Consider the following 26,739-nt stretch of genomic DNA (forward strand, 5'->3'; position numbering starts at 1 on the left):
CTGCGCGCCTATCGCGCCCGCCTGATCGCCCGGCCGTCCTTTGCACGCGCGGTGGAGCAGGCGCGCCCCTATCGCCATTACTTCCCGCTTGGCGCACCTGAACGCGACTGAGGTCGCACCCTCGAGCACGGCACCCTGCCCGCCTCAGCAGTCACGTGCGAACTGCCTCGATCATCCCGTCTTCGACTCTGAACCGGCCCGATTCCAGATCGCCAACGATATCGGCCAGAAGTGGGTCCAAGCCGGGCGCCTCGACACGCCGAAACGTCTCATCATGATAATAAGAGATGAGTTGACCGACCTGCCCCTGCGCGGTGGGGTCGAGATCGAGACACAGATAATCGCCCGAGTCGTTCGTCAAGACCGGGATCCATTTCGGCCACCACCATGTCGCACGTATGCCCGCGTCCACGTCCATCGGCGCATGATCCGGATTTTCCTCATTGATCCCGCCCGGAAAGAAATCGTTGAGGAAGGCGGCGGCTTCAACCACCTCCTCCAGCGCCATCAGCCGAAACGCATTCCAAAGGCAGACCGCGCTCAATGGCTGACCATCGCCAAGCAGATACAGGTCGCGCGCGGAAGGCGGCAGTGCGAGGCCCAGTTGCGCTTCGGCGGCGGCGCGACGAGCTTCCGTGGCGGGCGGGTTGAACATGGGCCCACTGTCGGGATCGGCTCGTTCGATCCAGTCTGAGATCCGTGCCACCTTGTCCTTCACGTCGCTCTCCACGCGTCTCCCTGGTCACTCTTCCAAAGCATGGCCTGTCACGCCAGCGCTATGCGCCTGAGCGTGACGCAAGTAAGCCCTCTCTCGGGCTCTGTATCATGCTGCAACAGGAGCAAGGGGCCAGCGTACGCGCACGAACGGGTCACGCCCTTCGGCCAGCGCATAGACGGCGAGTCCGGCCTCACCGATCGTGATCCGTCCCTCCGCCAATCGGCCGATCGCATGGCGCATATCCCTCAATCCGGCCTGCCAGCGTTCAGCGACGGTCTGCGGCGAAAAGTCGAACGCCTTGCCGCTAACTTCCCGATCATGATCGGAGTAAGCGATATGAACAATCGTCGCAGCCGCCGCACTGCCCCTGTTCGTGCAATCGTCAAAGATAGCCTGCCACGACGCAATCGCGCGCCGGCTTTGCGTCGCGAACATCAGGTCCTGCATGCGGATCACGCTCTCGCCCAACGTGCGCGGCGGCGGCGCCTGCAGCGGCAGCAGATCGATCGCAATGCACAAGACCGGTTCGCCGGATACCTCGCTCAATACGCCGTCCAGGGGCAGGTTGGCGGAAATGCCGGCATCCCCCAACCATCGGTCCCCGACCTTGACCGGGGAGAATGCTGGAAGCAGCGCACTGCTTGCGCGAATATGATCGGGCTCGATGCGATGGCTGCGCGTATCGAACACCACATCCTCGCCGGTTTCGATATCGACTGCGGTGGCAGAATAGCGCGGCCTGTCGCGATTCAGCCGGTCGAAGTCGACGAGGCCCAACAATGTCTCGCGCAGCGGCGTCGTATCATACAGACTGGCCGGTTCACTATTACCGAAAGGGTTCCACCAAGGCCCCAGCAGGTGGCGCGGCGTGAAAATCTCCGGCTTGCCAGCCGCCATCGTCCAGGCGGCCACCGCCGTCCGCCGCGCATCTTCCAGCGCGCCTGGCCAATCGCCTGCTGCCGCACCTCGCGGCGTGCTGGGCCGCCACAAGCGCTCCAACGCTGCCAACCGCTGCGCGGGCGGGTTCCCGCACAGGATCGCACCGTTCACCGATCCCACCGATGCGCCCGCCACCCAATCGGGCTCAATCCCCGCATCGTAGAGCGCCTGATAGGCGCCGGCCTGATAGGCGCCGAGCGCGTTGCCCCCGCTCAAGACAAGCGCGACCTTGACGCCGGATAAATTAGGATGGGACATCGGGCCTCCGCCGCTTCGCCGTAGCTGAACCGCGTGCGGCGCGGCGCGTTCCGAGAAATCCAGCAATGCCGACAACTTAGATCATACCAGCCACGCGGAGCCGGGCAGGATCAGGCGCTGAGGTTCCAGCGATATCGCCCGGTCAGCGGATAGCGAAACAGCGCTGCCTCCTCGCGGGCTCCGTTGCCGATATTATGAATGACATAGCCTCGGCCACGATCGGAGACGATGCCGGTATGCGGCAGCCGGCCGTCAATCAGGCTCGTGAAGATGTCGCCCGGCTGCCACGCGTTGGGATTGTCCGGCATCGGCAGGCGCGCATGCTGGCGCGTGAAGAACGTCTGCAGATTGGGGACGCGGCGATGATCGATGTTGCTGTCAGGCGCGCGTAGCCCCCAACGGTGCGGATAGGCCGCGAAATTCCGGCGCATGTCGGCGTTGACCAGCACCTGCAAGTCCAGCGCTAAGGCATCGCGATAGGCGCGAATGAGGACGTCGGTGCAGACGCCTTTTGCGCGCGGAACGTCCCCGCCCGGAAAAGCGAGCTTGGTATAGCCCGGATCATAGTGGAGCGTGACGCCGACTTGCCGGCGCGCGGCGGCGATCAGCACGCTCGCCCGGCGCGGATTGGGCATCGCCGCAAGCGGCGCCAATGGCGAACAGAGCGAACCGAGCAGCAGTGTCCTGCGGGAGAAGGAAGCGATCTCCGTGCCCGGCTCGAATCGTTCTAACGGGCCCATCATCGCCGCTCTCCCATCGGATGCGTGCGACGCTATCCCAATGCTCGCACCGCTTCCAGCGGGCGAACGGCCGCGGCCATCCAGATCAGGCAACATTATCGCAGTGGCGGAATTTCCCAATTCTTGCCCACCTCGATCGCGCGGAAACGGCCGCGCGCAATTCCGCGATGGTCCATCGTGGCGTGGAGAAGGTTGGGAGGATCGTACAGCCCCTCGCTCGACAATTTGAACGTGCCCCAGTGCACGCCAAGCGCATAGGCTGCGCCCAGCTTCTGGAAGGCGGTAACGGCCTCGACCGGGTTGATATGGTTGCCGCTCATCGGCTCATGCGGCTGAAAGGCGCCGATCGGGATCAGCGCCAGCCGGTAGGGGCCATCCTTCACCGCCGTACTTACCCAGCTCCCGTCACCAGGCCCAGTATCGCCCGCATAATAGAGGTTGCCGCCCGGCAACGTCACCGCAAAGCCCGACCATAACGCCCGGTCCTTGTCCTTCCACCAGCGCGAGCTCCAATGATGGGCGCGTTCGATCGTCACCGTGATGCCGGGGCGCACCTTCACTTTGCCGCCCCAGTCCTCCGCGATCGAGGGCACGCCGGCGCTCTTCAGGATGGTGTCGTTGCCCAGGCCCGTGATGATCAGCGGACGATCCCGCGCCCACAGGCGCTTCAGCGTCGGCAAATCCATATGATCCCAGTGATTGTGGCTCACCAGAATAAGATCGATATGCGGCAGATCGTCGAGGGCGATCCCCGGATCGCGCACGCGTTTCGGGCCGAACAAGCCCCAAGGGCCGCTGCGCTCCGCATAGATCGGATCGGTCAGGATGTTGATCCCGCCGGCCTGCACCAAAACGGTCGAGTGGCCGATCCAGGTCACGAACATGCGCTTGGGATCGACCCGATCGACGCAGCGCGCCCAATTTTCCCGCACATGGTCCGGCTTGAGCGGGCAGGCCAGCCCGGCCGCCGCAGGATAGCCCCGCTCGGTGCGGACATGTTTGGGCCATGGCGACGGCTCTTTCATCACAGAGGTGCGCCACGCCATTTCCCACGGCGTCCGGTTCTGCGCGCCGCCCGTGCCCTGTTCGCCTTCGGGATTGAAGAAATGCCGTCCATCGAAATGGCCGGTCGCGGGCCCGCGATAATAGATGCGGTCGAGAAAGGGAGGAACGACGGCAGGAATGAGCAAGAGCGCGATCAGTGCCCCTAGCAGCCCCCTCCAGATAACGCCCCAGATCCGCATCATTGTCTGCCTCATCGTCACGCCGCCTTAGCGGCGATGCGGCGCGGAGCAATGGTTTGATCGCACCTAATCAACTTCCATCGCTATAAACGAATCGTTGTGTAAACACAATATTCCGCTATGCAGATGCACAAGATGGCCAACCTCTACAACCGCATCGCTCTATTTCGCGCCGAACGCGGAACGTCCCGGCGCGCGCTGGCGGAGGCGGTTGGCGTGAACAATCAGACGATCGGCTATCTCGAGCGCGGCGATTACAAGCCCAGCCTGGAACTCGCGATGAAGATAGCGGCCTATTTCGACGTGCCGGTCGAACTGCTCTTTTCCTTCACACCGTTCGAATCCGTCGCCGACACACTGCGCCGCGCCGCTGCGGTAGGAGAATGACCGCCATGACCCTGCTCGAGAGAATGGATCGCGCCGTTTACGCGACGGGTATCGATCGGTTGATCTTCATGAAGGTCGCCCCGCGCCGGCTGCGGTGGGCGCCGCTGATCGCATGCATCGCGCTCATCGCGGGATATGTGTTGTTGGCGCGGCCGGTTCAGCGGCCATTCGGGCCGCTCATGGCCGGGATCGGCCTGTTCTACGGCGCCTACCTCGCCGCCCATTTCCTGCGCCTGCTGGGGCCGCGCCTCCACCCTTCGGTGAGCCCGCCGCTCGACGAACGCGAACTGATGATCAAAGCTCGGGCATACGCCTTATCGGGGCTGATCCTCGCCATATCGGCAATGGCGGGCTGCTTCTATATGGCGATGGCGGGCGTCTTGGGCTGGTGGCAGCCGCATACGCCGTCCGAATGGATCAACCTCGGTTTCGGGCTGCAGGCGCTGGCGCTGCTCCTCCCGACCCTGATCGCCAGCTGGATGCAGCCTGCGCCACCCGCCAACGACCAGGATTGATCCCCCGCTCGCTTCAGCGCGGGCCAGGGCCGCTGGACAGGATAGCGCGTATTTCCCGCCAGAGCCCCGGTTCAAACCGTCTCTAGAAGCCGCTCTTTCGCGATCTTCTCGCGCCATACCAGCGGGCCGGTATGGTGGACGCTGGTGCCGGTCGCATCGACCGCCACCGTCACCGGCATGTCGCGCACGTCGAATTCGTAGATTGCTTCCATGCCGAGATCAGCGAAGCCGACCACTTTGGCGCCCTTGATCGCACGCGCGACCAGATAAGCCGCGCCGCCCACCGCCATCAGGTACGCGCTCTTGGCCTCGCGGATCGCCTCGATCGCCACCGGGCCGCGTTCGGCCTTGCCGACCATCGCCAGCAAGCCCTGGTCGAGCATCATCTTGGTGAACTTGTCCATGCGCGTCGCCGTCGTCGGCCCCGCCGGTCCCACCACCTCGTCGCGGACCGGATCGACCGGGCCGACATAATAGATGACGCGGCCTGCGAACTCGACCGGCAGTTCCTCCCCCTTGGCGAGCATGTCCGCGATGCGCTTGTGCGCGGCGTCGCGCCCGGTCAGCATCTTGCCGTTGAGCAACAGCCGGTCGCCCGGTTTCCAGCTAGCCACGACTTCCGGCGTCAAACTATCGAGATCGACCCGGATGGATTCCTTGCTCGGCGTCCATTCGACCTGCGGCCAATCTTCCAGCTTGGGCGGCTCGAGATAGGCCGGGCCCGATCCGTCGAGGTGGAAATGCGCATGACGCGTCGCCGCACAATTCGGAATCATCGCGATCGGCTTGGACGCGGCATGGGTCGGCCAGTCGAGGATCTTGACGTCAAGCACGGTCGAAAGGCCGCCCAGCCCCTGCGCGCCGATGCCGAGCGCGTTGACCTTCTCGAACAATTCGATGCGCAATTCCTCGATCTTGGTGGAGGGCCCGCGCGCGCGCAGCTGCGCCATGTCGATGTCGCCCATCAGCGATTCCTTGGCGAGCAGCATCGCCTTCTCGGCCGTCCCGCCGATGCCGATGCCGAGCATGCCCGGCGGGCACCAGCCCGCGCCCATCTGGGGCACCGTCTCCAGCACCCAGTCGACGATCGAATCCGACGGGTTCATCATCTTGAACTTGGACTTGTTCTCGCTGCCGCCGCCCTTGGCCGCGACCGTCACGTCGACATGATGGCCCGGCACCATTTCGACGTGCAGCACGCTCGGCGTATTGTCCTTGGTATTCACCCGTCCGAAGGCCGGATCGGCGAGGATCGAGGCGCGCAGCTTGTTTTCGGGGTGGAGGTAGGCGCGGCGCACGCCTTCATCGATCACCTCTTGCAGCGAGCGATTGCTCTCCAGCCTGCAGTCCTGCCCCCACTTCACGAACACCGTAACGATGCCCGTATCCTGGCAGATCGGGCGATGCCCTTCCGCGCACATCCGGCTGTTGGTCAGGATCTGCGCGATGGCGTCCTTGGCCGCGGGCGATTGCTCGGCCGCGTAAGCGTCACCCAGCGCACGGATATAATCCATCGGGTGGAAGTAGGAGATGTACTGGAGCGCGTCGGCGACGCTCTCGATCAGATCGGCTTCGCGGATGATGGTGGTCATGGCGCGCCTCCTAATCGGTGATGATCGATATTCAAAGCGTCACACGGCGTGGGCTGGAGACTGCGGAGGCTCACACGATCCGGCCACTGATCCACCGCAATCCGGGCGTTGCTATCCCGAAAAGTGGCGCTTTCGGGCACGTCAAGCGCACCCCGAAATAATAAACATCTTGTGCGCCTGACTCGGTAGTGACACTATCGGTGGTGTCGACCCCAGGGGCTACGGCATCAGATTGAGAAACACCGGCGCGATCACCATATCGTTTCCGGAAGCACCCGCCCTATGGACATGGGGATGGACGGGTTTGCGCGGCCTCAATCCTTGCCGCTCCTGTCGATGCGCTTAGCATGTGGGGCACCGCCCCGTGAGTCGAACAGGGACACGATAAGGGAACGGGCGATGGACTTTTCGAGCGAAGAACGGGAAGCGAACGATATGGCCACCCTGCTGGATGCCGCGGACAACGCGCCGGCCGCACCGGCTGCCACCGGCAGCAAGCGCCGCGACACGCCCTTTCCGCTGGACGTCGATCATTCGCGTGACGCGCTGCTGACGGAATTCGGCAAGGAAACGCTGCGCGACCGCTATCTGCTGCCAGGCGAAAGCTATCAGGACCTGTTCGTGCGCGTCGCCTCGGCCTATGCCGACGATCAGGCGCACGCCCAGCGCATCTATGATTATATCTCGCAGCTGTGGTTCATGCCGGCGACGCCGGTCCTTTCCAATGGCGGCACCGGTCGCGGCCTGCCGATTTCCTGCTTCCTGAACTCGGTCGACGACAGCCTCAACGGCATCGTCGATACCTGGAACGAGAATGTGTGGCTCGCCTCGCGCGGCGGCGGCATCGGCACCTATTGGGGTTCGGTACGCGGCATCGGCGAGCCGGTCGGCCTCAACGGCAAGACCAGCGGCATCATCCCGTTCGTGCGCGTGATGGACAGCCTGACGCTGGCGATCAGCCAGGGTTCGCTGCGGCGCGGTTCCGCCGCGGTCTATCTCGACGTCGCCCATCCGGAGATCGAGGAATTCCTGGAGATCCGCAAGCCGTCGGGCGACTTCAACCGCAAGGCGTTGAACCTGCATCACGGCGTGCTGCTGACCGACGAATTCATGGAAGCGGTGCGCAACGGCACCAGCTTCGATCTGAAGTCGCCCAAGGACGGCTCCAAGCGCGGCGAGGTCGACGCGCGCTCGCTGTTCCAGAAGCTGGTCGAAACCCGCCTCGCCACCGGCGAACCCTATATCGTCTTCGCCGACACGGTGAACCGCGCCATGCCCAAGCATCATCGCGATGCGGGCCTGAAGGTCTCCACCTCCAACCTCTGCTCCGAAATCACGCTGCCGACCGGGCGTGATCAATATGGCGAGGCGCGCACCGCGGTCTGCTGCCTGTCGTCGCTCAGCTTGGAAACCTGGGATCAGTGGAAGGACCATAAGGGCTTCATCGAGGACGTGATGCGCTTCCTCGACAATGTCCTGCAGGATTATATCGACCGGGCCGAGCCGGGCATGGAGCGCGCCAAATATTCGGCGATGCGCGAACGCTCGGTCGGCTTGGGCGTGATGGGCTTCCACTCCTTCTTGCAGGCGCGCGGCCTGCCGTTCGAAGGCGCGATGGCCAAGAGCTGGAACCTGCGCATCTTCAAGCACATCCAGGCGCAGGTGAACGAAGCGTCGATGCAGCTTGCGATCGAGCGCGGCCCCTGCCCCGACGCCGCCGACATGGGCGTGATGGAGCGTTTCAGCTGCAAGACCGCGATCGCGCCCACCGCGTCGATCAGCATCATTTGCGGCGGCACGTCGGCTTGCATCGAGCCGATCCCGGCCAATATTTACACGCACAAGACGCTGTCGGGCAGCTTCTCGATCAAGAACCCCTATCTGGAGAAACTGCTGATCGAGAAGTCGAAGAATTCGGACGCGATCTGGAATTCGATCCTCGAACAGGGCGGCTCGGTCCAGCATCTCGATTTCCTCACGCAAGAAGAAAAGGACGTCTACAAGACGTCGTTCGAAATCGACCAGCGCTGGCTGATCGAACTCGCTGCCGATCGCACGCCTTATATCGATCAGGCGCAGTCGCTGAACCTGTTCATCCCGGCCGATGTCGAGAAATGGGACCTGCTGATGCTCCACTTCCGCGCGTGGGAATTGGGCATCAAGTCGCTTTACTATCTGCGCTCCAAGTCGATCCAGCGCGCGGGTTTCGCCGGGGGTGTCGAGGCCGACAATACGCCGCAGCTTCGCCAGATAGAGGTCGAGGCCAAGGATTATGATGAGTGCCTGGCCTGCCAGTGATCCCCGGATCACTGGCTGATCGGCCGGCACTCTGGCCTGCCAATAGTCGTCCGCATCACACGCTGATCGCCACGTAGGCACGCCAACCGCAGGATCGTTATGACCTATGAACCTGCCGGTTGGCCGCCAACGATAGCGACGCTCGCGCAATCCTTGGCCGATATCGGATTATGTGCCGATGCGATCGATCACATCCTGACCACTGCGCGCCCGGCGCTGATGCTCGCGGCTCATCCTGCGGACGATACGACGATCCCGCCGGGTATGTCGAAAATCGGCGGCCGGCCCGATCTGCCGCCAGGGCGGCCCTGGCCGATCCGCCCGGCTTATGCCGACAACGGAGCGTTGGCCAAGGCAGCGCTCGAAAGTGCCGAACGCTTCCATGCCGATGCCGGCATCGTGCCACCGTGGATGGACGCCGAACGGGGCGCCGCCTTGCTCGCCGAGACCGCGCGACAGAAGGCGGACACGCTTGCCTTCATGCGATCCCTAGACGTCGATGCGGCGGATCTCGACGCAGCTTTTGCCTTCCGCTTCACCGCTGAGGATTGCGTCCCCGTCGCCCGCGAGGCGATCGCCAAATCCACCGCTGCAAGCGCCCGTTTTCCGCTCGCCTTCCTCGCCCAGCTCGATCTGGCGGACCTCGCGCAACGCCATGGCTTCGATCAAGCTTTGCCGCCGTCCGGGCGGTTATATCTGTTCTACGACCTGTTGCTGCTGCCGCCCTCCTACGCCCCCAGCTCCGCGGTCGGCCTGTCAATCTTTTACGACGACACGCCCGCCGATCTGCTGGTGCGCGCGGAGGTGCCCGGACCGCTGGCGGATGTCGCCGATCTCGCCGGAACGTGCCTCTCGCCCGCACGCTTGCTCCCGCAGGCCGCGATCACCATTCCTTTTCCGCATTCCCGCTTCGGCGACGCGCTGTCGCTAAGCAAAGAGGATAGCGCCCTGCTGCAGCAATGGATGTTCGACCATGCCGGCTGGCCCGGCGACGGGCCCAATGGCGCGCACCAGCTCGGCGGTTGGCCACGCGAAAGCCACTATAGCATGGCCGACACCGCTACCCTTGCCGCCAACGGTATCGGTGCGGGAAGCGCCGAGAGCCATCGAACGCCCGAGGCGCAACATTGTCTGCAAGAAGCCTCATCATGGCGCCTGCTGTTTCAGCTCGGTCCCGACCAATCGATCGGAAATCTCCTGCCGGGCGCGCTCAACATCCTCCTGCGCGAAGAGGATCTGGCGGCGGGCCGGTTCGATCGTGCCTGGGCGGTGTACGAACAAAGCTGATCCCAGGGTCCCGACGCGTCGATCATCTTAGGATTGGGCGACGTGAAGTGCGGTCGCCATCGTCCGATCGAAACCGGCAGCGATGTCGGCGGCCGTTTCCGCTACCTCGATATCGGGGATTATACCTGCGTCGGGCTGCGCGTCAGTCGGAAAATAGCCGATCAGCGGCAGGTCCACCTCGATGCCGGAAGCGGGCAGGCGCAGGAACAGGAAGGCCCCGCCATTGATCCCCCGGCGATTGCCGCCTGTCGCCTCGCCGATCACTTGGCCCAGGCCGCTCGCCCGGACCACCTGCACGAAGCCAAACGTGGCAGAGCTGTTGCTGGCGTCGGTCAGCACGATCAATTTGCCATTGAAAGCCCGGCCATGCGGCTCAATCGTGAGAGCCGCGTTGGCGTCCCCGCTATCGGGGGCCAGGTCGTAATAGCCATCGGCGCGCGGCCCGCGGGCGCGATCGCCCCAATCGTAAAAACTTTTGTCCCATGTATCGACGTGCTGGCGGATGTCGTCCGGCACCCGACGCGCCCGCACCCGCGCCGCATTGCGCACCGGCGTCAGCGGCTGCCGCACGAGCCGCGCCAGGATCGCATTGCCGCAATCGAGCCCCCCCTCATTGCCGCGCACATCCACGATCAGCGTGCGCGTGCCGTCCGATGCGATCTCGTCCAGCCGGGCCTCGAGCCAGGCTGCCCAATCCCAACTCCCATTATAGACGCTCCAGGACGGCATAGTGATGCAGGCGATGCCGCCCGGATGCCGGGTCAGCGACCATGATATCCGATCGCCCGGCGCCTTCCCGATCGGCGGCACGACCGCCTGACGCTCGGCCAGCGTCATCAGAGTAAGCGTGCGGGACCCTGTCTGCCCGTCGGGCCGCCGGGCGACGATCGGGATTGTGCCGCGTCCGAACAGGCGCGGCCACAGCATCGGCGCATATATATCGAACGCCTGGAAACGATCGATCGCCTCCAGCTCCAGGATACGGCGCCGCTTAGCATGATTATGCCCATCCGCGCGGGCATAGGGCATCAACCCTTCCAGCAACCGGCCGACCGGCACGCCGCCAATCCTCTCGATCTGCGTGCCGGGCGCCATTGGGCGCGCGGACAGATCGCGCGTGACCACCATGCGGCGATCGATCCATCGAAACAGGAAGGGCAGCTTGTCGCGGGCCTCGAACAGCTGCCGTCGCAGCCCGACACTTTGATTGTAGAAATTGGGATAGCTATGGCCGCAGCGGATCGCCGCCGTGCAGCGCGCCAAAGCCAGGTAAGCATCCGCCAGCGTCGGATGGGACGCCATCGCCCGGCGCAACGCGGCAAAATGCGCGCCGACCTGATCTGGGCTGTTATAACGATAGAGCCCGGGGTGCAGTGCGCCATAGGCCCGCGCCAGCACATCTGCATCGGCGCTGAAGTCGCGACCTCTTGATGCGGCGATACCCGACAAGGCTGCCGCAGCGACCGTAGCGCCCCCCTGCATTAGCGTGCGGCGGGTTATGGTAGGCGGCATATCGGCAGGCTCCACGACGAGGATGCGTTTCCCTGCCGAGCCGCCCGCCTCGGCGCGCCTCAAAATGCGCCGCGGACCACTTATTCCGGATCTGAGCCGTGCAATCGGCGAAAGGCGGACGGCGATTGCCCGAAGCGTGCGCGAAAGGCGCGGTTGAAGGTCGCCTTGGATCCAAACCCCGCATCCAGCGCCAGATCCACCAGATCGCTCTTGCTCCCGGCCCGGAGCGCATCGGCAACGGCCTCGCACCGCAACCGGGCGATAAAGGTCGAGAAATTGAGGCTCAGCCCCTGGTTCAGGGCGCGCGACAGATAGCCGCTATTGGTACCCAGCATCCGTGCGAGCCGGCCAATCGACAATTCAGGATCGCGATACCATTGCCCCGCCCGCACCTCGGCCGCCCAGGCTTCACCCGTCGCAGCCCAATCGCGGCTCGCTGCGACTGGCTCGTGAACCGGCATCCAGACGAATGCCGCGGAGGGTCGCGCTGCGTGCCGCCAACCTTCGACGGCCAGGTAACAGCCGATAAACGCCGTCGCCAAATAGCGTCCGACGTCGCCAAAATAGTCGAGCGGCGCGATTATATGGCTCCAGCCCTCGAAGCAGAACCAGACGATCATCAGCAACAGCAACGCCGTGACGGCGCGGCTGAGCCAGCGTGCGCTCAGTCGATCGTCATCGCTCCGCTCTTGCGCCAGCCGCCCGCGATAGCGGGTCAGCAGACGCAGGCTGGCCACGGCATAACCCGCAAGGCTCATCAGTAGCGCCAGTGTGAGCAACGGCTCCACATAGGGAGTCACGGTGGCGTCCCATCCCGCCTTGCGCGGCAATGGCTGGACGAAAATTGCTAGCTGATAGAGAAACTGCGCACCCGCCGGCGCGAGATGCAAGGCAAAGCGGTGCGGCAGCCTCCCGAAGCCGATCGCATGCGTATAGCCATAGAGAAGCGGCCCGATCGCCAACGGCACGGCAAAGGGTGCGAAGGACAGCCACGGGAAGCGATCGTAGAACCCTGCAAACCCGATCGTATCGGGCGTGATCACACCCACTATAGCCACCAACAGGCACGACAAGCTGCGATTGGCACTCCGATTGGCGATTGGCTGCCATAGCGCCAGCGCGATGAGGCCCATCTGTACACTCGCCGCGAGCAGCAGCGCCGTGCGCCATCCAAAAACTAGCTGCGGGGCCATGGCTTGATCTTAATGCGCTTATGCGCCGCGCCCAGCCCACTCCGGCAAATTACCGGCTGATCCGATCAGCTACTCATAGCATTGGAAGCCGATCACCTCCTGTCTCGACGCGCCAGGTGCGCCGCCGTCGAACGAAGCAATCAGGCGGAGCGGCGCACAGCCAATGTGGTCAACCCAGAAGCCGACATAGATGCTTTCTCCATTCCGGAGAGGCGGAACCCTTGCTGTCCGGTTCAGCACTCGCTGCGGGGCTTGGCGGGCGCCGCCGACCGCAAAGGTGGGCGCCTCCTCGATCGCGATCAGCCGCACACGGTTTGAGCTGGACCCGCCGTCAATCCCTCGGTCGGTAATCGTGATCACAACCAGAGCGGAATCGCCCATGGTCAGCGTATTGCCGATCAGGTCGGGCGTCCGCAGCAAATCGGGTGACAGCGTCCCCGTGTCACGCAGAAACAAACGGGCGGAGATGCCCGCTATTTCAGGCGCCGCTGCGCTAGGCACGGCGGCGATTACGCTGCTCGCTAACGCAATGCCCGTAGCGAAACTGCACCGCCGCCCCGCGCTCATCGTTCAAGCCCGTGCACGCAGGCGCCCCCTTTCAGTGCAGTGTGATGACGATCCCGTCCTCAAAGAAGCGGTAGCCCAGATTGGAATTGACGAAAGCGACGGGCGCCACGTTCACCCCCTTGCAGCGGATCCAGCCGGCCACGCTGCCCGGCGCATCCAGCGTCGCCGGAAAGCGCCACGACGTCCCAAAATGGCGGCTGAGCTCGGCCCGGCTGCGATGCTTGATATCGTCGTAATTCGCGCCTGTCGGGCACCCTTCATAGAGCGGATCCACCACCCGATCAGCCTCCAGGCCCAGATGGTTCGCGCCAGTCTGCGCCACGCTGGCCTTCGCATCCTTCGAACCGCTGATCTCACCGAACGTCCAGTCCTTCAGCCAATAAGGCGGCCCTGCCGCACTGCAGGCGCCAGCGGATAGCAGCATACTTGCCGCCAGAATCGCGATCGCTTTCATTTCAGCCTCAGGAAATAATGCTTCTTCTTGGACCACCAGGGATTGGTGAAGGAAACGCTGGCGACGCCGGTGCTGCTTTGCGAGCCGATCCAGTGGCCAGCATCGGTGACGATCCCGACATGGTCGTGCGGCATCCCGCTGCCTGCGGGGAAGCAGATAAGATCGCCAGGTTGCGGCGGCGGTGTGGCGCTCTGAAAGCGGCGATCGGCAAAGATCTCCGCCGCGGTCATGAAAGCAAAACCGGCATCCGGCTTGGCCTGACGCAGCACATAGATGACGAAGCCCGAGCAATCGAACCCCTTGGTGCTATGCCCGCCCCACGTATAGGGCTGGCCGGCAGCTTCCTCGGCCACCTTCTGCGCCGCGGTAACGATCTCCGGCTGCCCTAACCCTTCTGCCTGCATGGCACGCTCCACCGTGACCTTCTCGATTCGCTACGCCAGCAATGTCCTCCGTGCCGTCCGCAGCGTATCGTCGACCGACGGCTCGACATGCACCAGGATCAGGCTGACATTGTCTTTGGCTCCGCGATCCAGGCTCACCTTCAGCAAATGATCCGCGGCATCCTCGGCATTGCGCGCCTTCATGGTCGCCTCGATCTCGTCATCGTCCATCATGCCCGTCAGCCCGTCCGAGCAGAGCAGGAAAATGTCGCCTTCCTGGATCGGTCCACTGGCAATATCCAGCGCCAGCCGATCATTCACGCCGACCGCGCGTGTGATGACGTTCGAGCGCCCGTAATAAGGCGCATCGGCACGCTGGAGCGCCCCGGAATCAATCAGTTCCTGCACCATGCTGTGATCGCGCGTGATCTGGCTGAGCCGCCCCTCGCGCAGCAGATAGGCGCGACTGTCGCCCGCCCACAGGCACGCGAAATGGCCGTCATAGATCAGCAGCGCGACCAGCGTTGATCCGATCACCGTGCCGGGTCGCGACAGTCGTGCGTGCGACACCAGCGTCCGATTGACCCGCTGCACGCTTTCCTGGACCTCATCCAGAAAAGCATAGCCCGTGCCGAGCAACTCGATCGAACTCAGCGCATCGACAATCATGCTCGACGCCAGATCGCCTGCCTGATGACCGCCCATGCCATCGGCCACCGCCCACAGGCCGACCTCCGGCCGGCTCAGCACGCGATCCTCGTTCAGCTTGCGTACGCAGCCGACATGCGTGCGTTCGGCGGTTTCATAGCTGAAGCCGGGCATGGCTCAGCCCTCCCCGTCGAACAGGCGCGCAAAGTCGGCGCCCGTCGGCATGGGATCGACCGCTGCAGCGCGCGTCGCTGGGTCGGACGCGCGCCACCAGCCTTCTTCCTCCACCACTGCATCGGCCGCCGGCGCTTCCGTGGCGATCACGATCAGGCGCGCTTTGGTCTCGTCCGCATCCAGCCCCTGCTCCTGCGCCTCCGTCAGCAATTCCGCGATGCGCTGCGCACCGCCCGGCTGCGCATCCGCGGTGGCGATCACGGGATAGATCCGGCCAACCTTGTCCCGGCTTGCGGCCAGCGCGCCGCTGATGTCGCCCGGCAGGCGAAAACACCAGGTTGGCAGTTCGGACAGGCGCGCGTCGAGATCATATCCGGCGCCCACCGCGAAACGATCCACCTCGGCGGTGAGCCAGCCGTCGAGTGCCTGCACCAGATCGGGATCGCCCCGCCGCACAAAGTCCCCATGTGCGGGCAGCTTCCCGAACAGGGCCGCACGCGGTGCCTCGCTCACAAGCCGGATGGACACCGGAAGCTCCCCAGTTCGCGGATGGTGAAGGGATTGGTCGTGTTCAGCATGCGTACGCGCAAGCCGACACTGGCACCTCCGTCGCTCACCGTCACCACAAACCCACGCGATGTGACATTGCTCAACCGCGAGTCCCGCAGCATCCGCGCGAATGCCCAATCCCCGGTCCAGCTACGGACGCTCGGCGTCGGCGAGCCCTTGTGCTGGAACGACACGGTCACGCCCGGAGTCGCGCCCGGCCAGCGCAGCTCGACGCTGCGCCGATCGGTCGCCGTGAACGCGGCCGGCGCCCCGTCCAGCGTCAATGTCACCGCCGTCGCGTCGCCATCGATGCGCAGCGGTTCGATCGCCATGCGAACGTTCGGCCGGATGTCGCCGGGCTTGAAGAACGCCTGGCGGATCGCGTCGGCATTCTGGAACTGCCGCACCGAGGCCGGCGACAGGCCGAGCGCGCGTCCCGATTGGGTCAGTCCCCAATATTTGCCGCTCATGTCCATCTGCCCGGCCAGGCTGGTCGTCTGGAAGGAGTCGATCAACCCGCTCGGCCGGAACAGTCGGCTAAAATCGTCGATGGAGATATCGTGCGAAGATCGCGCGTCGAGCGGGAACCCTTGCGCCAGGATAGACCGGCATTCGGGGTAGAGCTGTTGCGCATAGATGGTCTTGATATTGGCATGCGCATCCTGGTTGAGCTGCTTGGTCGAGGCGGTGACGAAGCCCTTGAACAGGGCGCCGGCGGCTGGCGGCAGCCCACCGGCCACCTGGTTGAGCCGCGCCGTGGCCGCCATCGCGGCAGCCTGCTTATCCCGCTGCAGCATCGGATCGCCAAGGCCGGCGGCCGACCGCAACGCCGTTCCCGTATCGCCAACGGCCGTCAGCGCGATCAGCGCATCGTCCATCGGCGACGGGCCCGTCGGCGGCGCCAGTTCATGCAGCCAGCGGAAATGCTCGATCACCTCGTCCAATGGCCCTGGCGGAGCGGGGCCGCCCTGCGACGCGGCCGAATCCACCTGATTGGCCTTGTTCAGGCCGCGATAGATGGAGCGCGAGAAGAGAGAGCCGACCCGCAACGCTGCCGCACCGCGACCGCGCTTCAGCGACGGCGGGGTGAGATCGGTCTCGCTGCCCCAGGCCGTGAACAGCGCCTTCACCGGCGAGGGCGGGCGCACGGCGAGCTGCAGGCGCTCGTCCATCGGCCGCTCACCGCTGACCACGACATCGTCGATCATCTCGTCCCAGCGGCGCGTGAAATCGGCCAGATAGGTCGTGAGCAGCGCATCCTTGATCCGCCCCGTTTCGCTGGAAAGCGGGCTGGAGGCTTCGCCAGCCTCACCGGTGACCCAATTCTCATTGGCCGATTGGGCGGCGTAGCGGCCGATGGCGGGCAGCACATTGGTGATGAAATAGCGCCGGCGGAACATGCCGGGAATGCCGGCCGTCAACGGCTTGCCCGACTTCCGGGTGAAGAGTCGCGAATTGCCGACGCCCGGCACTTCCGCGATCGTGAAGGGCGGCAGGCTGCGCAACGCCGGATCAGCCAGCAGCTGGGCATAGACGCGCTCGCCCGGCCCGAGGGAGGCGACCCGGTCCCGCGATGCGGAGATCAGGCTGGCATTCAACCTGGGCGGCTCGACCGGCCCGGCCAGCAGCGAGGCGAGATGCGCGTGCAAAATGTCGCGCTGCGGCGCCTGGTCCTCGCCCGGGAAGGCGTTGGCCCAGCGATCGTCGAATGCGGCCAGGATGCCCTGCCGATCCAGCGGCGCCCCCTTGGCCCGGCCGAGCATCAGATACAGGCGCAGGACACTGTAGGTTTCCGCGCGATTATCCTTGCCCGGCTCTTCCTGCGCACCGTTGAGCTCGGTCAGCTCGTCTTCCAGGCCCAGCAACAGGCGCGGCAGGAACTGCTGGTTCAACAGATTATGATAGGCGCCGTCGACCTGCGGGCGCAGCGCGCCGACCTGCCCCAGCCCCCAGGAGAAGCCGGGCGTGCGATCCGCTGCAGGCGCGGTGCTGGAGAAGGGCAAGGCGCGTGCCTCACCCAGCGCGTCCAGCGTCTGGGTCACATCGCTGTCGCTGATCGGGCCCTGCGGCAAGGCCTGCACGCTTTTGCGCAGGATACCGGCTTGCGTCTCCAGCTTGTCGATGAGCGCGCTGTTGCGGAAATAGCTGACCACCCACAGCACGGCGACGATCGCCGTGATGCCCGCGGCAAGGCCGATCGAACCGAACTTGATCAACCGGGCGCGGCGTTCGACTGCGGGGTCGCGGCCCGCCAAGGCCGCCTCGGTAAAGACGACCCGCTTCAGCAGATCGGCCAGGAAGTAGCTCCGGCCCTTGCTGTTCTCCAGCCGTGCCCCGCCCAGGCTCAGGCCGAAGCGGCTCGACAAGGCGCCGAGCAGGCGGTCGATCGGCCGACCGAACTGCGTACCGCTGGTGAAGTAGAAACCGCGCACCAGCGGCTGCGTCTCGAACTTGGTCGATTTGGCGATGGTCTGCAGCATCCGGCCCAGAGGCTGGCGCAGCGACGCGAATTGCTGCGGAAAGCCGAAGATCAGCCCGCGCCGGATCATGTCCTGTTCGGACTGCATGCGCATCAGCATGCGGGAATCCAGTCGCGCCAACAGGCCGTCAAAGGCCTTGTCGAAGCTCGGCGCCTCGTCCGGCAGCTTGCCGTCCCTGTCGAGCTTCCACGTCTCGCCCCAGACCTGCTCGCGCTCATGCGCGCTCAGATCCTCGAAATATTCGTTGAACCCGGCGAGCAGGTCCATCTTCGTGATCAGGACATAGACGGGTAGACGGATGCCGAACGCTTCCTGCATCTCGTTGATGCGCTGGCGGATCGCCCGGCCATGATCGATCGCCGCACTTTCATCGGCGCCGGCCAGATCGGCAACGGAGATGGCGACGATGATTCCGGTCAGCGGCTGGCGCGGGCGATGCTGCTTCAACAGATCCAGGAAGCCACGCCACGCGCCCGCATCCACCGCCTGATCGCTGTCCTGGGTCGTGTAACGCCCCGCCGTATCGATCAGCACGGCGCGATCGGTGAACCACCATTCGATCGTGCGGGTGCCGCCGATCCCGCGCACCGGGCTGTCGCCCACTTCCTGCGCGATCGGGAAATCCAGCCCGCTGTTGCGCAGCGCCGTTGTCTTGCCCGCGCCCGGAGGTCCGATGATCGCATACCAGGGCAGCTCGTAGATCAGCTCGCCCTTGGCGCCGATCTTGGCGTCGCGCATCAGCGCGAGCGCCTTTTCCGCCCGCTCCTCCATCGCGGTGATGTCGGCGGCGGCTAATTCGCTCTGGTTGGCGGCTTCGGAGGGGCGCCCCTCCAAGTCCGCTACCAAGGCGCGATTGCGCTGCCGTTCGCGCCATTTGCGCCAACCCCAGCGTCCCCCGACGATCAGCAGGATGAGGACGATCAGCCCAACCCGCGCCCAGACGGAACCGAGCGGCACCCAGCGCGCGATCGAGATCAGCGGCCCGACGAACCAGATGATCAGCGCCAGCGCGATCAGGCCGAGTATGATCATCACCCCGCGCGACGGCCGCACCCACGGCCGCCGCAGCCAGTGCGGCATCGAAAGCACCATCAGCGGGCTCCCCCTTCGACGTAATTCTTGGGGATAGTCACCTCCACGCGGCGGTTCTGGCGCCGGCCCTGTTCGTCGTCATTGGATGCCACCGGCTGCGTCTCGCCGACGCCCGACGGGTTCAGTCGCCCGCTTTCGATGCCCTTGGCGGTCAACGCCTGCACCACCGCCGCCGCGCGCGCCTCCGACAATGCCTGGTTGGACGGGTAGCGCAGCGAGACGATGCGCTGCGTATCGGTATGGCCCGTTACCGCGACATTGCCCTTGGTCAGATCGATCGCCTGCGCGATGCGGCCGATCGTCTCACCATAGGTGCTGTCGAGATCGGCCGAGCCGGACGCAAACAGCCCCTTGTCCTTCATCCGCACCTGCACCGCATCGGGGCTGTCGGTCACCGCGACGCGGCCTGCGTCGATATCCGGCTTCAGTATGTCGAGAATTGTCAGATACAGCCGGCTGTCCGATGGCGGCGCAGGCGCCGATCGGTTCAGGGTCGCCGGGCCGGCCTTGTAATTGGCGGTCAGCGGCGCGGTCGCACGCGCGTCCAGCGTGCCGAGATGCAGCAGGAAGCCCGCATAGAGCGCGAGCAGCAGCAGCCCGAACCCGGCCAGCCACACCCACAAGGGCGTCTGTCGCGCTACCGGCTGGTAGGCAGCATCGACGCCGGTCCAGTTGGGCGACAGGCCGCGCTCGACCGGTCCTTTGAGGTTGCGGATCGCCGCATAGAGGCGCTCACGCAATTGCACGAGGCGGCTCGCGCCGCCCCGTTCCAGCCGCATGCGTCCCTCGAACCCGAAGGACAGGCAGACATAAATCAGCTCGAGCAGATTGGGGGATCGACCTGGGCGTGCTTCCAGCGCATCGGCCAGTTCGAACATGCGATCGCCGGACACGACTTCGTTGTGAAAGGTCGCGACCAGCGTCTGCTGGCCCCAGCTGCTTTTCACGCCCCAGGGCGTCGACAACACGACCTCGTCGATCAGCGCGCACAGCACATAATGGCCGTAGCGCGCATCCTCATCGCTGACCGACAATTCGCGGGTTCGCGTCTGGAAGCGCCGCAATTCATCGACCACGGTACGCCGCAGCCGCACCACGTCGCCTGGATCGACGACGCTGCGCAGCGAATTGGCCAGCGCGATCAGCGGCGCGCCCGCCGCCAGCAAGGCATTGCCGTTCGCGCTGCCGAAGCTGTCGAGCGACAAAGGCGCCGGCGTGAACGGCGTGTCAGCGACGCCACCGGCGGCGACCGGTGCGCGCGGCTGCGGCGTTTCCGGGCGCGCGAACGGTCCCGCCGCGCCCGAGCGGATCTGGGTCCGATCGTCGGGATCGATGGGCGCCTGGGAAATCTGGGTGCGATCGTCGGGATCGATCGGTGGCTGCGGCGACCGGCCGATCATCGTCCGATCGGCGTCGTCGTCCGGCTCGAAGGGATTGCGGCCGGTCACCGTGTGCGTCCCCGAATGGCCCACAGCTCCAGCTCAAGATCCGGCACGTCGCCCGAAACGTGGATGGCGACGCCGCCCGATCGCTCGATCAGATGCCAATCCTCAGAGCTGGTATTGACCTCGAAATAGATCATTCCGGCCCGGAACGGGATCTGGCGCGGCTCGGCCGGCAGCGGCCGGATCGGCGCACCGCCCAGCTGGAGATTGACCAGATCGCGGATGCGCTCGACCGCACCGATCGTGGTACGCTTGGGCAGGTTCGTACGGATAAGATCGCCGTCGATCGACGAACGCGCGGCCAGTACGAAGGTGCAATCGCTGAACAGCGAACGGTCGGTGATCTTGCCGACACGGATACCGTAGGCGCGATCCTCCAGCGGGATCGGAATGGCCGTCTGCTCGAACACGGCGCTCAGCGCGTCGCGCAGGAAGCCTACCAGCGGCGCGAAGCTGGTTTGCAGATCATTATGCTGATAGGCCGCGAACTCCGGCGGACGGTTCGACCCGGTTTCGGTGAAGGTCGCGATCTCACCGGCCAGCCCGGTGAGCGTGCGGTAGAGATCCTGTGGATGCAGGTCGGCCAATGTGCCGAGGTGGCGCAGCACGGCTTCGTTGCGGTTGATCATCATCAGCGTCAGGAAGTCGCTGATCTCGGCGACGCTTTTCCCGCCCGGATCGGCCAGCCGCGCCGCGATCGCGGCCCCGCGATGCTGCAGCAGGCCGCGCATCTCGGCCAGGAAGCTGCCGAGCTTGGCGGATACGTCGCAGCTCAGCGCGGTCGGGATGAATTCGGGATCGAGCACCAGCGCGCCGTCCAGCCTTTTCTCGATCAACCGCGCCACCGGCAGCGTCACATAGCCGGTCAGTTCCTGTTGATCGTGCATCAGCGCCAGGTCGAGCTTCCCGACCATTACCGGCGCGCTGCCTTCGCTATCCTCGATCGTATCCGGAATTTCGGTCTCGTGCGCGGCCCAGCGCAGTGGCTGCCCGCTGCGTGCCTCCAGCCGCGCCTCGAACGCGCCGGGGCGGCGGATCGGCAGCGCCAGATGGACGACCGCGTTGCGCAAATCGCCGGGCACGTCGAGCGGGCGGGGATGGTCATCGGCCGACGGCGCGTCGAACACGGTTCCGTCAGGCAGGATCCCGGCCGCGCGGGAGAGGGCGAACGATCCGGTCCGCAGCAGCCCCTCGTCAATCTCCAGACGGGCAAAGCCCCAACCGAGCGGGTTCAGCCAGCGAGCGGTGCTTTCGTTCAGCCGCTCGATATAGCGTTCGAACTGCTGGAAATGCTGTGTCCGAAGGAACATGCCCTCCGACCACAGAACCTTGTTATTCCAATACATGTCGACCCTCGCCCCCTGCTGCCGATCTTATTGCCATTGTTTGCTGTCGCCCAATTCCTCGGCCTGCGCCTCATAGGCGCGCCGAAAGGCGCGGTTGATCATCCCGTCCGCACTGTCGTCCGCCTCCGCCCGCAGCCGCTCCGCAATCTCGACATAGCCGGCCCACAAGGCGGCATCGCGCTGCGCCTTGATCAGGAAATTGCGATCGCCGATCTGGCTCTCAATCTCCTTCGGCGACAGCGCCTGGAAAGTGGCGGCCAGGGCGCTGCGCATCCCCGCCAGCATGCACAGCAGATGCGCCTTCACGTCCCGCAAGGCCTCGTTGAGCGCGCGCTCGCCGGTCGTATAGCCGCTGCCGTCGCCGCGCAGCAATTCGACCGCGATTCGCTGCGGCGGCACCCACTTGAACGGATTATTGCCCTGCGGCTGCACCGTGGTGCGGACCATCCGATATTCGTTCCGCAGCGCTGTCCGCTCCTGCATCAGGTCGGCAATGCCCAGCACCGATTGGCGATAGACACCGCCCAGCCGCTCCATCAGCGCGCGCCGATCCTCGCCCGCGAAGGAATTGGGATCGATCCCCGCGCCCGCGCAGAAGTGATCGAACAAAGCGTCGCTATCGACGGCCTGGGGCGGCTCGGCCGCCTTCTTCTTGGGACGCGCAACCGGTGCTTCCGGCTGCGGCGGCAGGATCGGATCGGCGGCGGCTTCGCTCGGCGCAGCGGCCTTGCTCGCGACAACGGGTTCCGGCGCCTTCTTGGGCTTGGGATCCATCCAGTCGGACGGGATCGCCGCCGACTGGCTCGGCACCTTGGGCTGTTCCAGGATCGGGCGGTTGAAGGGCGCATCGAAGCCATAGCCCGCCTCGACCGGCTGAGGTGCCGGCTCCTGCCATTCCCGCTCCGATCCGATCAGCGACGAATGATCGGGCTGGCGATGGGGAGATGTGGGTTTCCAGCTACCGGCCGGCGCGTCCGGTGGGCGATCCCACGCATCTTCATTGGGGACCGGTCCGCGCTCGCTGAGCGGATCGACCTTGAGCGCGCTATCGAACGGCTTGCTCTTGCGCGCCTTGGTCTCTTCCTTGGATTCATCGATGCGGCGAAAGGGCGATACGGCATCATCGTTCGTCGCCACCGGCTTGGCCGAGCCGGCGCGTTCTTCCTCGACGACCAGCAGGTAATTGCCGAACTGGATCGCTTCGCCGCGGCCGACCGGGATCGCCCGGTCGCGATCGACGCGCTGACGGGGGCTTCCCAGAAAAACACCATTCGCGCTCGTGTCGCGCAACGTGACCAGCCCGCCACGGCTGGAGATCACCAGATGCTTGCGCGATACCACCCGATCCGGATCGGCTACCTGCCAATCCGCCTTGCTGTCTCGCCCGATCGAGATTTCGCCATCATCCAGTGCGCGGCTGTCCAACTGATTGGTTGGATCATCCTTTCGAAACAATCTCAGTCGCAGCACACGCCGACCTCTTTTTCAGCCACATGTGAACGGACGCTAAACCGCGCTACCGTTGTAGTGCATCAAGCCAGATCGCGATCATTCGTTCCGTGTCCGGAAAGACGCTGCATCAAATATCCTGTTGGGCGGTTAATCGGCATGCCAGCCGGCCCCTTGGGCTCACCGTTCGTGATCAAAAACAAATCCCGCCAGGCATTCTGGCGCACGCTCAGGAAATCCGAATGATAATTTGTAGTTACTGGAGACGCGCGACCAGTAGCTGAGCTCGTCCAAGCTATGGCCATGGGGCACGTCGGTCAGCGTCAGCGGACCAAAACGGGCCAGCACGTTCTTGCGGGACGGGCAACCAGCGCGTAAATCGAACGCTAGCAAGGCCCCCGCTTTGGCGCCGCTGTTTGGACGCGGCCAACGAAAATCAACGTCCACACGCAAACGGCCGATACGAACGTTGGACGCGACGAAAAATGCGAAGGGTCCATCTCCGTCTCGCAGATCCAGTTTATGGCCGATGAGGCGCTCAACCGAGGCGCGATCCCAGCTGCGCATCGCGCTCACCTGGTTGGCGATTCCAGCTACATCCTCCACCAGCGCGCCATCGGGCGTAGCGTGCGCGGCCTGCGGCAGCTGAAGCAGCGCTGCTATCATGGGCATCCAAATGGAACGCGGGCGCCACATCCCTTCATCGATCTCCACTGCTTGGCGTAGAATGGTTATTCCGGGAAAGGCTTGACCGGCACCCATTTGCCGACCGGAACCGGGCCGACATGCTTGGCGACCTCGTCATACCCCTTGTCGCCGCGCTTATAGCGCATCAGCGATTGGCCAATGGCGCCGCTGCCGGACGTCGCACGCAGCTGCAAGACATAGGTGCCGTCCGCCTCGCGCGTGGCGACACCGATCGTCTCCTCCTGTTGCTCCTTCTGCGCCTGATCCACCTTCGCCGCCTTTCCCTTGTTCACCGCGTGACAGCTACTTGCCGCCGAGAGGATGAGCGGCCCAATAAGAATCCAATGCCGGCGTGACGATCGAACCATGTGAGCCTCCGTACGCGCGTGCCGCGCTTTCCGCATATGTTTCCGACAACCCGGCAACGCCCGGTTGCGTTTCATAGCTCGGCAGCACGCCGACATCCTTCAACCGCGCCGCCACGAAGTCGGGGCTCTGCGAATTGCGCGCGGCGCCGGCATATTTGTCCACGGCATGCGTCACCTCATGCACGACCAGATTTTCGGAGCCATGGCCATTGCCGGTCAGCGGGATGCTGCGGGTGGTCGCGTCTCCGGTCGTTCCGATCACGACAGCATTACGATCGGGCATGAACGCGCCAGGCACATTGTCCCACGAACTTCCGGGCGGCCACCCGCGCGGCTTCACGCCTTTCAACTCGCTCGCAAAATCCGTTACCGATCCGCGCGCGGCGATGACATCGACCTTATTGTCCTTCAGCATCTGAAGCGCGGGCTCAGGCATCTTCTTGAGCTCGCCGACAACGGCATCGACGTCCGCCTGCGTTCCGGTCCCGCCTGCTTTCGTGATCGACTTGGCCAACGCTTCCGATTTGGGCGTGCCGCCGCCGAGGCCGCCGCCACCACCGCCGCCCCCGCCACCACCGCTGCTGCCACCGGGGTTCGCCGCAGCCCCACCCGATCCGCCACCTGAAGAGGAAGACGGTCCGGATCCCCCCCCCCCGGCCAGGCTCGATGCCGCGCCTACGCTGGTTGCTCCGGTCGGCGCCGGAAGCGCTGGCTGGATTTGCGGCGTGAACGTGTTGGGCGCGCCACCGCTATTCAGCTGAATCTTGTCGGCATCGATCCACACGCCGCTCGACGTGATCGTGATCTTGCTGCCGCCGACATGCAGCACGATGCTCTCGGTCGCGGCAATGTCGATCGCCTTGGCCGCGATCTCCAGATGCTCCTTGATCGACACGCTCTCATGCCGATTGACCGTGCGCACGAAATCGCGCCCGGCGAGCAGATCGACCTTCTCGCCCCCGCTTTTGTCTTCGAACAGCAGATGGTTGGTCTTGCCGCCCTCGCCCGACGTGCGCCAGCCGGCTTGCGTCAGGTTGGCGGGCAGATCGAAGCCATGCTTGTTCTTGCCATTGTACAAGCAGCCGATGACGACCGGATTGTCCGCGCGTCCATCGATGAAGTCGACCAGCACTTCCATGCCCGGCCGCGGGATGAACTGCGATCCGATCTGGTTGCCGCCCCATTGCTGCAGCACGCGCACCCAGCAGCTGGAATGGCCGCTATGATCCCAATGGAAGCGCACCTTGACGCGACCGAGGCCCTTGCCGTCATTCTGATCCAGCACCACCGCCGTCTGCGGTCCGGGGCTGATCGCGCGCGGCGTCGATTGCGGCGGCCGGAACGGCTGCGCGCTCGGATGCGCCTCGAACTGCTGCTTATAATAAGGCTCGCCTTCGTCCGACGCATACGGATCGAACACGGAATGACGCACGCCGCTGACGACGATGCGCCGCTCCCACGGTTCCAGCCGCTGATCGTTGACACTGAAGCGCGCGCCGGGGGCAAAGGCCGAATAAGTACCCTGCCCCTTCATATTCACGGATCCGCTTTCGGCCCCCTCGACGCGCAGGTTTGCGCGCGATTGGCCGCCGCCCGGATCCTTATAGCCCGCGCCCCACTGGAACACCTGGCCCTTCTTCTCGGCCCAGCTCAGGCGGGATGGCGCCGTGACGGGCGTCAGCTCACCGGGCTGTTTGTAATTATAATCGTGCGTGACGACCTTCGACGGCGCCGACGTATAGCCCATTTGCAGCGAATTGAGCCCGCGTGTCAGGTGATCGCGCCGGAAGGAAACCTCGAACGGCTCGCCATCATAATAGCCGGACGGATCGCCGGCCATGATCATGCGATGCTTATAGGGGGCGGCACCTTCGTCATATTTGAAATAATAGAAGACGCCTTCGTCCTCCATCATCCGGTTGACCAGCGCGAAGTCGCTCTCGTCATGCTGCACGATGTAGGATCGCGTGGGCGAATTGCCCCACTTGGAATCGTCAAAGGCGATATTGTGCTCGCCCAAGACGGTCTCGACCACCTGCTTGGCGCTCTTGTCGTTGAAGATGCGCCGATCGCGGGTCATCTTCAACGCCTCGAAGGCGGGTTGCACGCGAATGAAGAATTCGACGTAGCTGCCTTTTTCGTGAAGATGACGGAAGTCGGAGCAGCGCCCGTTGATGATGCGCTCGGCACCATCGGTCTGCCCGAACGAAAATGTGATGGGTGCGCCGATCCAGGATTCCGCTTTGGGAACTTGGCCTTGCGATCGGATCGTCAACTCGAACGAAAAAGGTTCGGAAAGCTTCTCTGTCCCGTCCATGCGGAACAGCTTGTAATTGTCGACGCTCCCCGGGGCTTCGATCAGGTGAAGAAACCGATTGGGAAAACGCGCCACCTTATGCTCCAGTTAATTCGGG

At 64.6% G+C, this 26,739-nt stretch carries 23 protein-coding genes; 4 read left to right on the plus strand and 19 right to left on the minus strand.

Annotated elements, in window-relative coordinates; all coding sequences use genetic code 11:
• Nucleotides 1–151: 151 nt before the first annotated feature.
• The 4 genes from ACOJSI_RS16055 to ACOJSI_RS16070 form a co-directional block, all read right to left on the minus strand.
• On the minus strand, nucleotides 152–730 hold the full coding sequence (locus ACOJSI_RS16055; RefSeq protein ID WP_420139311.1) for an SMI1/KNR4 family protein: 579 nt from the start codon (nucleotides 728–730) through the stop codon (nucleotides 152–154).
• A gap of 93 nt (nucleotides 731–823) precedes the next feature.
• The gene (locus ACOJSI_RS16060) at nucleotides 824–1,915 is read right to left on the minus strand and encodes a patatin-like phospholipase family protein (protein ID WP_420139312.1); all 1,092 of its coding nucleotides are present in this window, start codon (nucleotides 1,913–1,915) and stop codon (nucleotides 824–826) included.
• 110 nt (nucleotides 1,916–2,025) lie between these two features.
• Nucleotides 2,026–2,658, minus strand: a complete 633-nt coding sequence (locus tag ACOJSI_RS16065) for a DUF1287 domain-containing protein (RefSeq protein WP_420139313.1) — start codon at nucleotides 2,656–2,658, stop codon at nucleotides 2,026–2,028.
• 92 nt (nucleotides 2,659–2,750) lie between these two features.
• Nucleotides 2,751–3,914 carry an MBL fold metallo-hydrolase gene (locus tag ACOJSI_RS16070; RefSeq protein ID WP_420139314.1) on the minus strand — a complete coding sequence of 388 codons (1,164 nt, stop codon included), beginning with the start codon at nucleotides 3,912–3,914 and terminating at the stop codon, nucleotides 2,751–2,753.
• Nucleotides 3,915–4,025: 111 nt separating this feature from the next.
• Between ACOJSI_RS16070 and ACOJSI_RS16075 the strand changes: the two genes are divergently transcribed.
• Together ACOJSI_RS16075 and ACOJSI_RS16080 are read left to right on the plus strand one after the other, a co-directional pair.
• Nucleotides 4,026–4,286 carry a helix-turn-helix transcriptional regulator gene (locus ACOJSI_RS16075; protein ID WP_420139315.1) on the plus strand — a complete coding sequence of 87 codons (261 nt, stop codon included), beginning with the start codon at nucleotides 4,026–4,028 and terminating at the stop codon, nucleotides 4,284–4,286.
• Nucleotides 4,283–4,801: a hypothetical protein gene (locus tag ACOJSI_RS16080; RefSeq protein WP_420139316.1), complete on the plus strand. Its 519-nt coding sequence runs from the start codon at nucleotides 4,283–4,285 to the stop codon at nucleotides 4,799–4,801. The genes ACOJSI_RS16075 and ACOJSI_RS16080 overlap by 4 nt, the downstream gene beginning before the upstream one ends.
• A 71-nt stretch (nucleotides 4,802–4,872) precedes the next feature.
• Here ACOJSI_RS16080 and ACOJSI_RS16085 read toward each other — a convergent pair whose 3' ends face one another.
• Complete coding sequence (locus ACOJSI_RS16085) at nucleotides 4,873–6,393, minus strand: fumarate hydratase (protein ID WP_420139317.1); 1,521 nt, start codon at nucleotides 6,391–6,393, stop codon at nucleotides 4,873–4,875.
• Between the two features lie 399 nt (nucleotides 6,394–6,792).
• Between ACOJSI_RS16085 and ACOJSI_RS16090 the strand changes: the two genes are divergently transcribed.
• The gene (locus tag ACOJSI_RS16090) at nucleotides 6,793–8,691 is read left to right on the plus strand and encodes a ribonucleoside-diphosphate reductase subunit alpha (protein WP_420139318.1); all 1,899 of its coding nucleotides are present in this window, start codon (nucleotides 6,793–6,795) and stop codon (nucleotides 8,689–8,691) included.
• 99 nt (nucleotides 8,692–8,790) lie between these two features.
• Nucleotides 8,791–9,978, plus strand: coding sequence for a DUF1963 domain-containing protein (locus ACOJSI_RS16095; RefSeq protein WP_420139319.1), 1,188 nt, complete (start codon nucleotides 8,791–8,793; stop codon nucleotides 9,976–9,978).
• A 27-nt stretch (nucleotides 9,979–10,005) separates the two neighbouring features.
• On the opposite strand, the gene ACOJSI_RS16100 is transcribed toward ACOJSI_RS16095, so the two are convergent.
• The 14 genes from ACOJSI_RS16100 to tssI all read right to left on the minus strand — a co-directional run bounded on the left by ACOJSI_RS16100 (nucleotide 10,006) and on the right by tssI (nucleotide 26,717).
• Nucleotides 10,006–11,490 carry a S41 family peptidase gene (locus ACOJSI_RS16100; RefSeq protein ID WP_420139320.1) on the minus strand — a complete coding sequence of 495 codons (1,485 nt, stop codon included), beginning with the start codon at nucleotides 11,488–11,490 and terminating at the stop codon, nucleotides 10,006–10,008.
• Between the two features lie 80 nt (nucleotides 11,491–11,570).
• Entirely contained in the window at nucleotides 11,571–12,683 is a 1,113-nt protein-coding gene (locus ACOJSI_RS16105; protein ID WP_420139321.1) for a helix-turn-helix domain-containing protein, read from the minus strand.
• 69 nt (nucleotides 12,684–12,752) lie between these two features.
• Nucleotides 12,753–13,184, minus strand: a complete 432-nt coding sequence (locus ACOJSI_RS16110; protein ID WP_420139322.1) for a hypothetical protein — start codon at nucleotides 13,182–13,184, stop codon at nucleotides 12,753–12,755.
• 97 nt (nucleotides 13,185–13,281) lie between these two features.
• Nucleotides 13,282–13,704 (minus strand): hypothetical protein, encoded by a 423-nt coding sequence (locus ACOJSI_RS16115; protein WP_420139323.1) that lies wholly within the window; start codon nucleotides 13,702–13,704, stop codon nucleotides 13,282–13,284.
• The gene (locus tag ACOJSI_RS16120) at nucleotides 13,701–14,108 is read right to left on the minus strand and encodes a C40 family peptidase (RefSeq protein WP_420139324.1); all 408 of its coding nucleotides are present in this window, start codon (nucleotides 14,106–14,108) and stop codon (nucleotides 13,701–13,703) included. Before ACOJSI_RS16120 ends, ACOJSI_RS16115 begins: the two co-directional genes overlap by 4 nt.
• A gap of 30 nt (nucleotides 14,109–14,138) precedes the next feature.
• A complete protein-coding gene (locus tag ACOJSI_RS16125; RefSeq protein WP_420139325.1) occupies nucleotides 14,139–14,909 on the minus strand; it encodes a PP2C family protein-serine/threonine phosphatase in 771 nt (256 codons plus the stop codon).
• A gap of 3 nt (nucleotides 14,910–14,912) precedes the next feature.
• Nucleotides 14,913–15,437 (minus strand): type VI secretion system-associated protein TagF, encoded by a 525-nt coding sequence (gene tagF / locus ACOJSI_RS16130; RefSeq protein ID WP_420139326.1) that lies wholly within the window; start codon nucleotides 15,435–15,437, stop codon nucleotides 14,913–14,915.
• On the minus strand, nucleotides 15,419–19,030 hold the full coding sequence (gene tssM, locus ACOJSI_RS16135; RefSeq protein WP_420139327.1) for a type VI secretion system membrane subunit TssM: 3,612 nt from the start codon (nucleotides 19,028–19,030) through the stop codon (nucleotides 15,419–15,421). Before tssM ends, tagF begins: the two co-directional genes overlap by 19 nt.
• Nucleotides 19,030–20,478: a type VI secretion system protein TssL, long form gene (gene tssL / locus ACOJSI_RS16140; RefSeq protein WP_420139328.1), complete on the minus strand. Its 1,449-nt coding sequence runs from the start codon at nucleotides 20,476–20,478 to the stop codon at nucleotides 19,030–19,032. The genes tssM and tssL overlap by 1 nt, the downstream gene beginning before the upstream one ends.
• The gene (tssK, locus tag ACOJSI_RS16145; protein ID WP_420139329.1) at nucleotides 20,475–21,821 is read right to left on the minus strand and encodes a type VI secretion system baseplate subunit TssK; all 1,347 of its coding nucleotides are present in this window, start codon (nucleotides 21,819–21,821) and stop codon (nucleotides 20,475–20,477) included. Before tssK ends, tssL begins: the two co-directional genes overlap by 4 nt.
• 27 nt (nucleotides 21,822–21,848) lie before the next feature.
• Nucleotides 21,849–23,276 carry a type VI secretion system-associated FHA domain protein TagH gene (gene tagH / locus ACOJSI_RS16150; RefSeq protein ID WP_420139330.1) on the minus strand — a complete coding sequence of 476 codons (1,428 nt, stop codon included), beginning with the start codon at nucleotides 23,274–23,276 and terminating at the stop codon, nucleotides 21,849–21,851.
• A gap of 174 nt (nucleotides 23,277–23,450) precedes the next feature.
• On the minus strand, nucleotides 23,451–23,984 hold the full coding sequence (locus ACOJSI_RS16155) for a hypothetical protein (protein WP_420139331.1): 534 nt from the start codon (nucleotides 23,982–23,984) through the stop codon (nucleotides 23,451–23,453).
• A 17-nt stretch (nucleotides 23,985–24,001) separates the two neighbouring features.
• Nucleotides 24,002–24,250 carry a hypothetical protein gene (locus tag ACOJSI_RS16160; protein ID WP_420139332.1) on the minus strand — a complete coding sequence of 83 codons (249 nt, stop codon included), beginning with the start codon at nucleotides 24,248–24,250 and terminating at the stop codon, nucleotides 24,002–24,004.
• Between the two features lie 10 nt (nucleotides 24,251–24,260).
• On the minus strand, nucleotides 24,261–26,717 hold the full coding sequence (gene tssI, locus ACOJSI_RS16165) for a type VI secretion system tip protein TssI/VgrG (protein WP_420139333.1): 2,457 nt from the start codon (nucleotides 26,715–26,717) through the stop codon (nucleotides 24,261–24,263).
• Between the last annotated feature and the right edge of the window lie 22 nt (nucleotides 26,718–26,739).

It is taken from the genome of Sphingomonas sp., from assembly GCF_048595155.1.
In the GTDB taxonomy this organism is placed as follows: Bacteria; Pseudomonadota; Alphaproteobacteria; order Sphingomonadales; family Sphingomonadaceae; genus Sphingomonas_I.

Bases quoted from the DNA above. Each gene is read 5' to 3' on its own strand.
- ACOJSI_RS16065 (WP_420139313.1), bottom strand. From the start codon at position 2,658: ATGATGGGCCCGTTAGAACGATTCGAGCCGGGCACGGAGATCGCTTCC.
- ACOJSI_RS16075 (WP_420139315.1), top strand. From the start codon at position 4,026: ATGCACAAGATGGCCAACCTCTACAACCGCATCGCTCTATTTCGCGCC.
- ACOJSI_RS16120 (WP_420139324.1), bottom strand. From the start codon at position 14,108: ATGCAGGCAGAAGGGTTAGGGCAGCCGGAGATCGTTACCGCGGCGCAG.
- ACOJSI_RS16115 (WP_420139323.1), bottom strand. From the start codon at position 13,704: ATGAAAGCGATCGCGATTCTGGCGGCAAGTATGCTGCTATCCGCTGGC.
- ACOJSI_RS16125 (WP_420139325.1), bottom strand. From the start codon at position 14,909: ATGCCCGGCTTCAGCTATGAAACCGCCGAACGCACGCATGTCGGCTGC.
- tssK (WP_420139329.1), bottom strand. From the start codon at position 21,821: ATGTATTGGAATAACAAGGTTCTGTGGTCGGAGGGCATGTTCCTTCGG.
- ACOJSI_RS16100 (WP_420139320.1), bottom strand. From the start codon at position 11,490: ATGCCGCCTACCATAACCCGCCGCACGCTAATGCAGGGGGGCGCTACG.
- ACOJSI_RS16070 (WP_420139314.1), bottom strand. From the start codon at position 3,914: ATGAGGCAGACAATGATGCGGATCTGGGGCGTTATCTGGAGGGGGCTG.
- ACOJSI_RS16105 (WP_420139321.1), bottom strand. From the start codon at position 12,683: ATGGCCCCGCAGCTAGTTTTTGGATGGCGCACGGCGCTGCTGCTCGCG.
- ACOJSI_RS16080 (WP_420139316.1), top strand. From the start codon at position 4,283: ATGACCGCCATGACCCTGCTCGAGAGAATGGATCGCGCCGTTTACGCG.
- ACOJSI_RS16085 (WP_420139317.1), bottom strand. From the start codon at position 6,393: ATGACCACCATCATCCGCGAAGCCGATCTGATCGAGAGCGTCGCCGAC.
- tssM (WP_420139327.1), bottom strand. From the start codon at position 19,030: ATGGTGCTTTCGATGCCGCACTGGCTGCGGCGGCCGTGGGTGCGGCCG.
- ACOJSI_RS16090 (WP_420139318.1), top strand. From the start codon at position 6,793: ATGGACTTTTCGAGCGAAGAACGGGAAGCGAACGATATGGCCACCCTG.
- ACOJSI_RS16095 (WP_420139319.1), top strand. From the start codon at position 8,791: ATGACCTATGAACCTGCCGGTTGGCCGCCAACGATAGCGACGCTCGCG.
- ACOJSI_RS16060 (WP_420139312.1), bottom strand. From the start codon at position 1,915: ATGTCCCATCCTAATTTATCCGGCGTCAAGGTCGCGCTTGTCTTGAGC.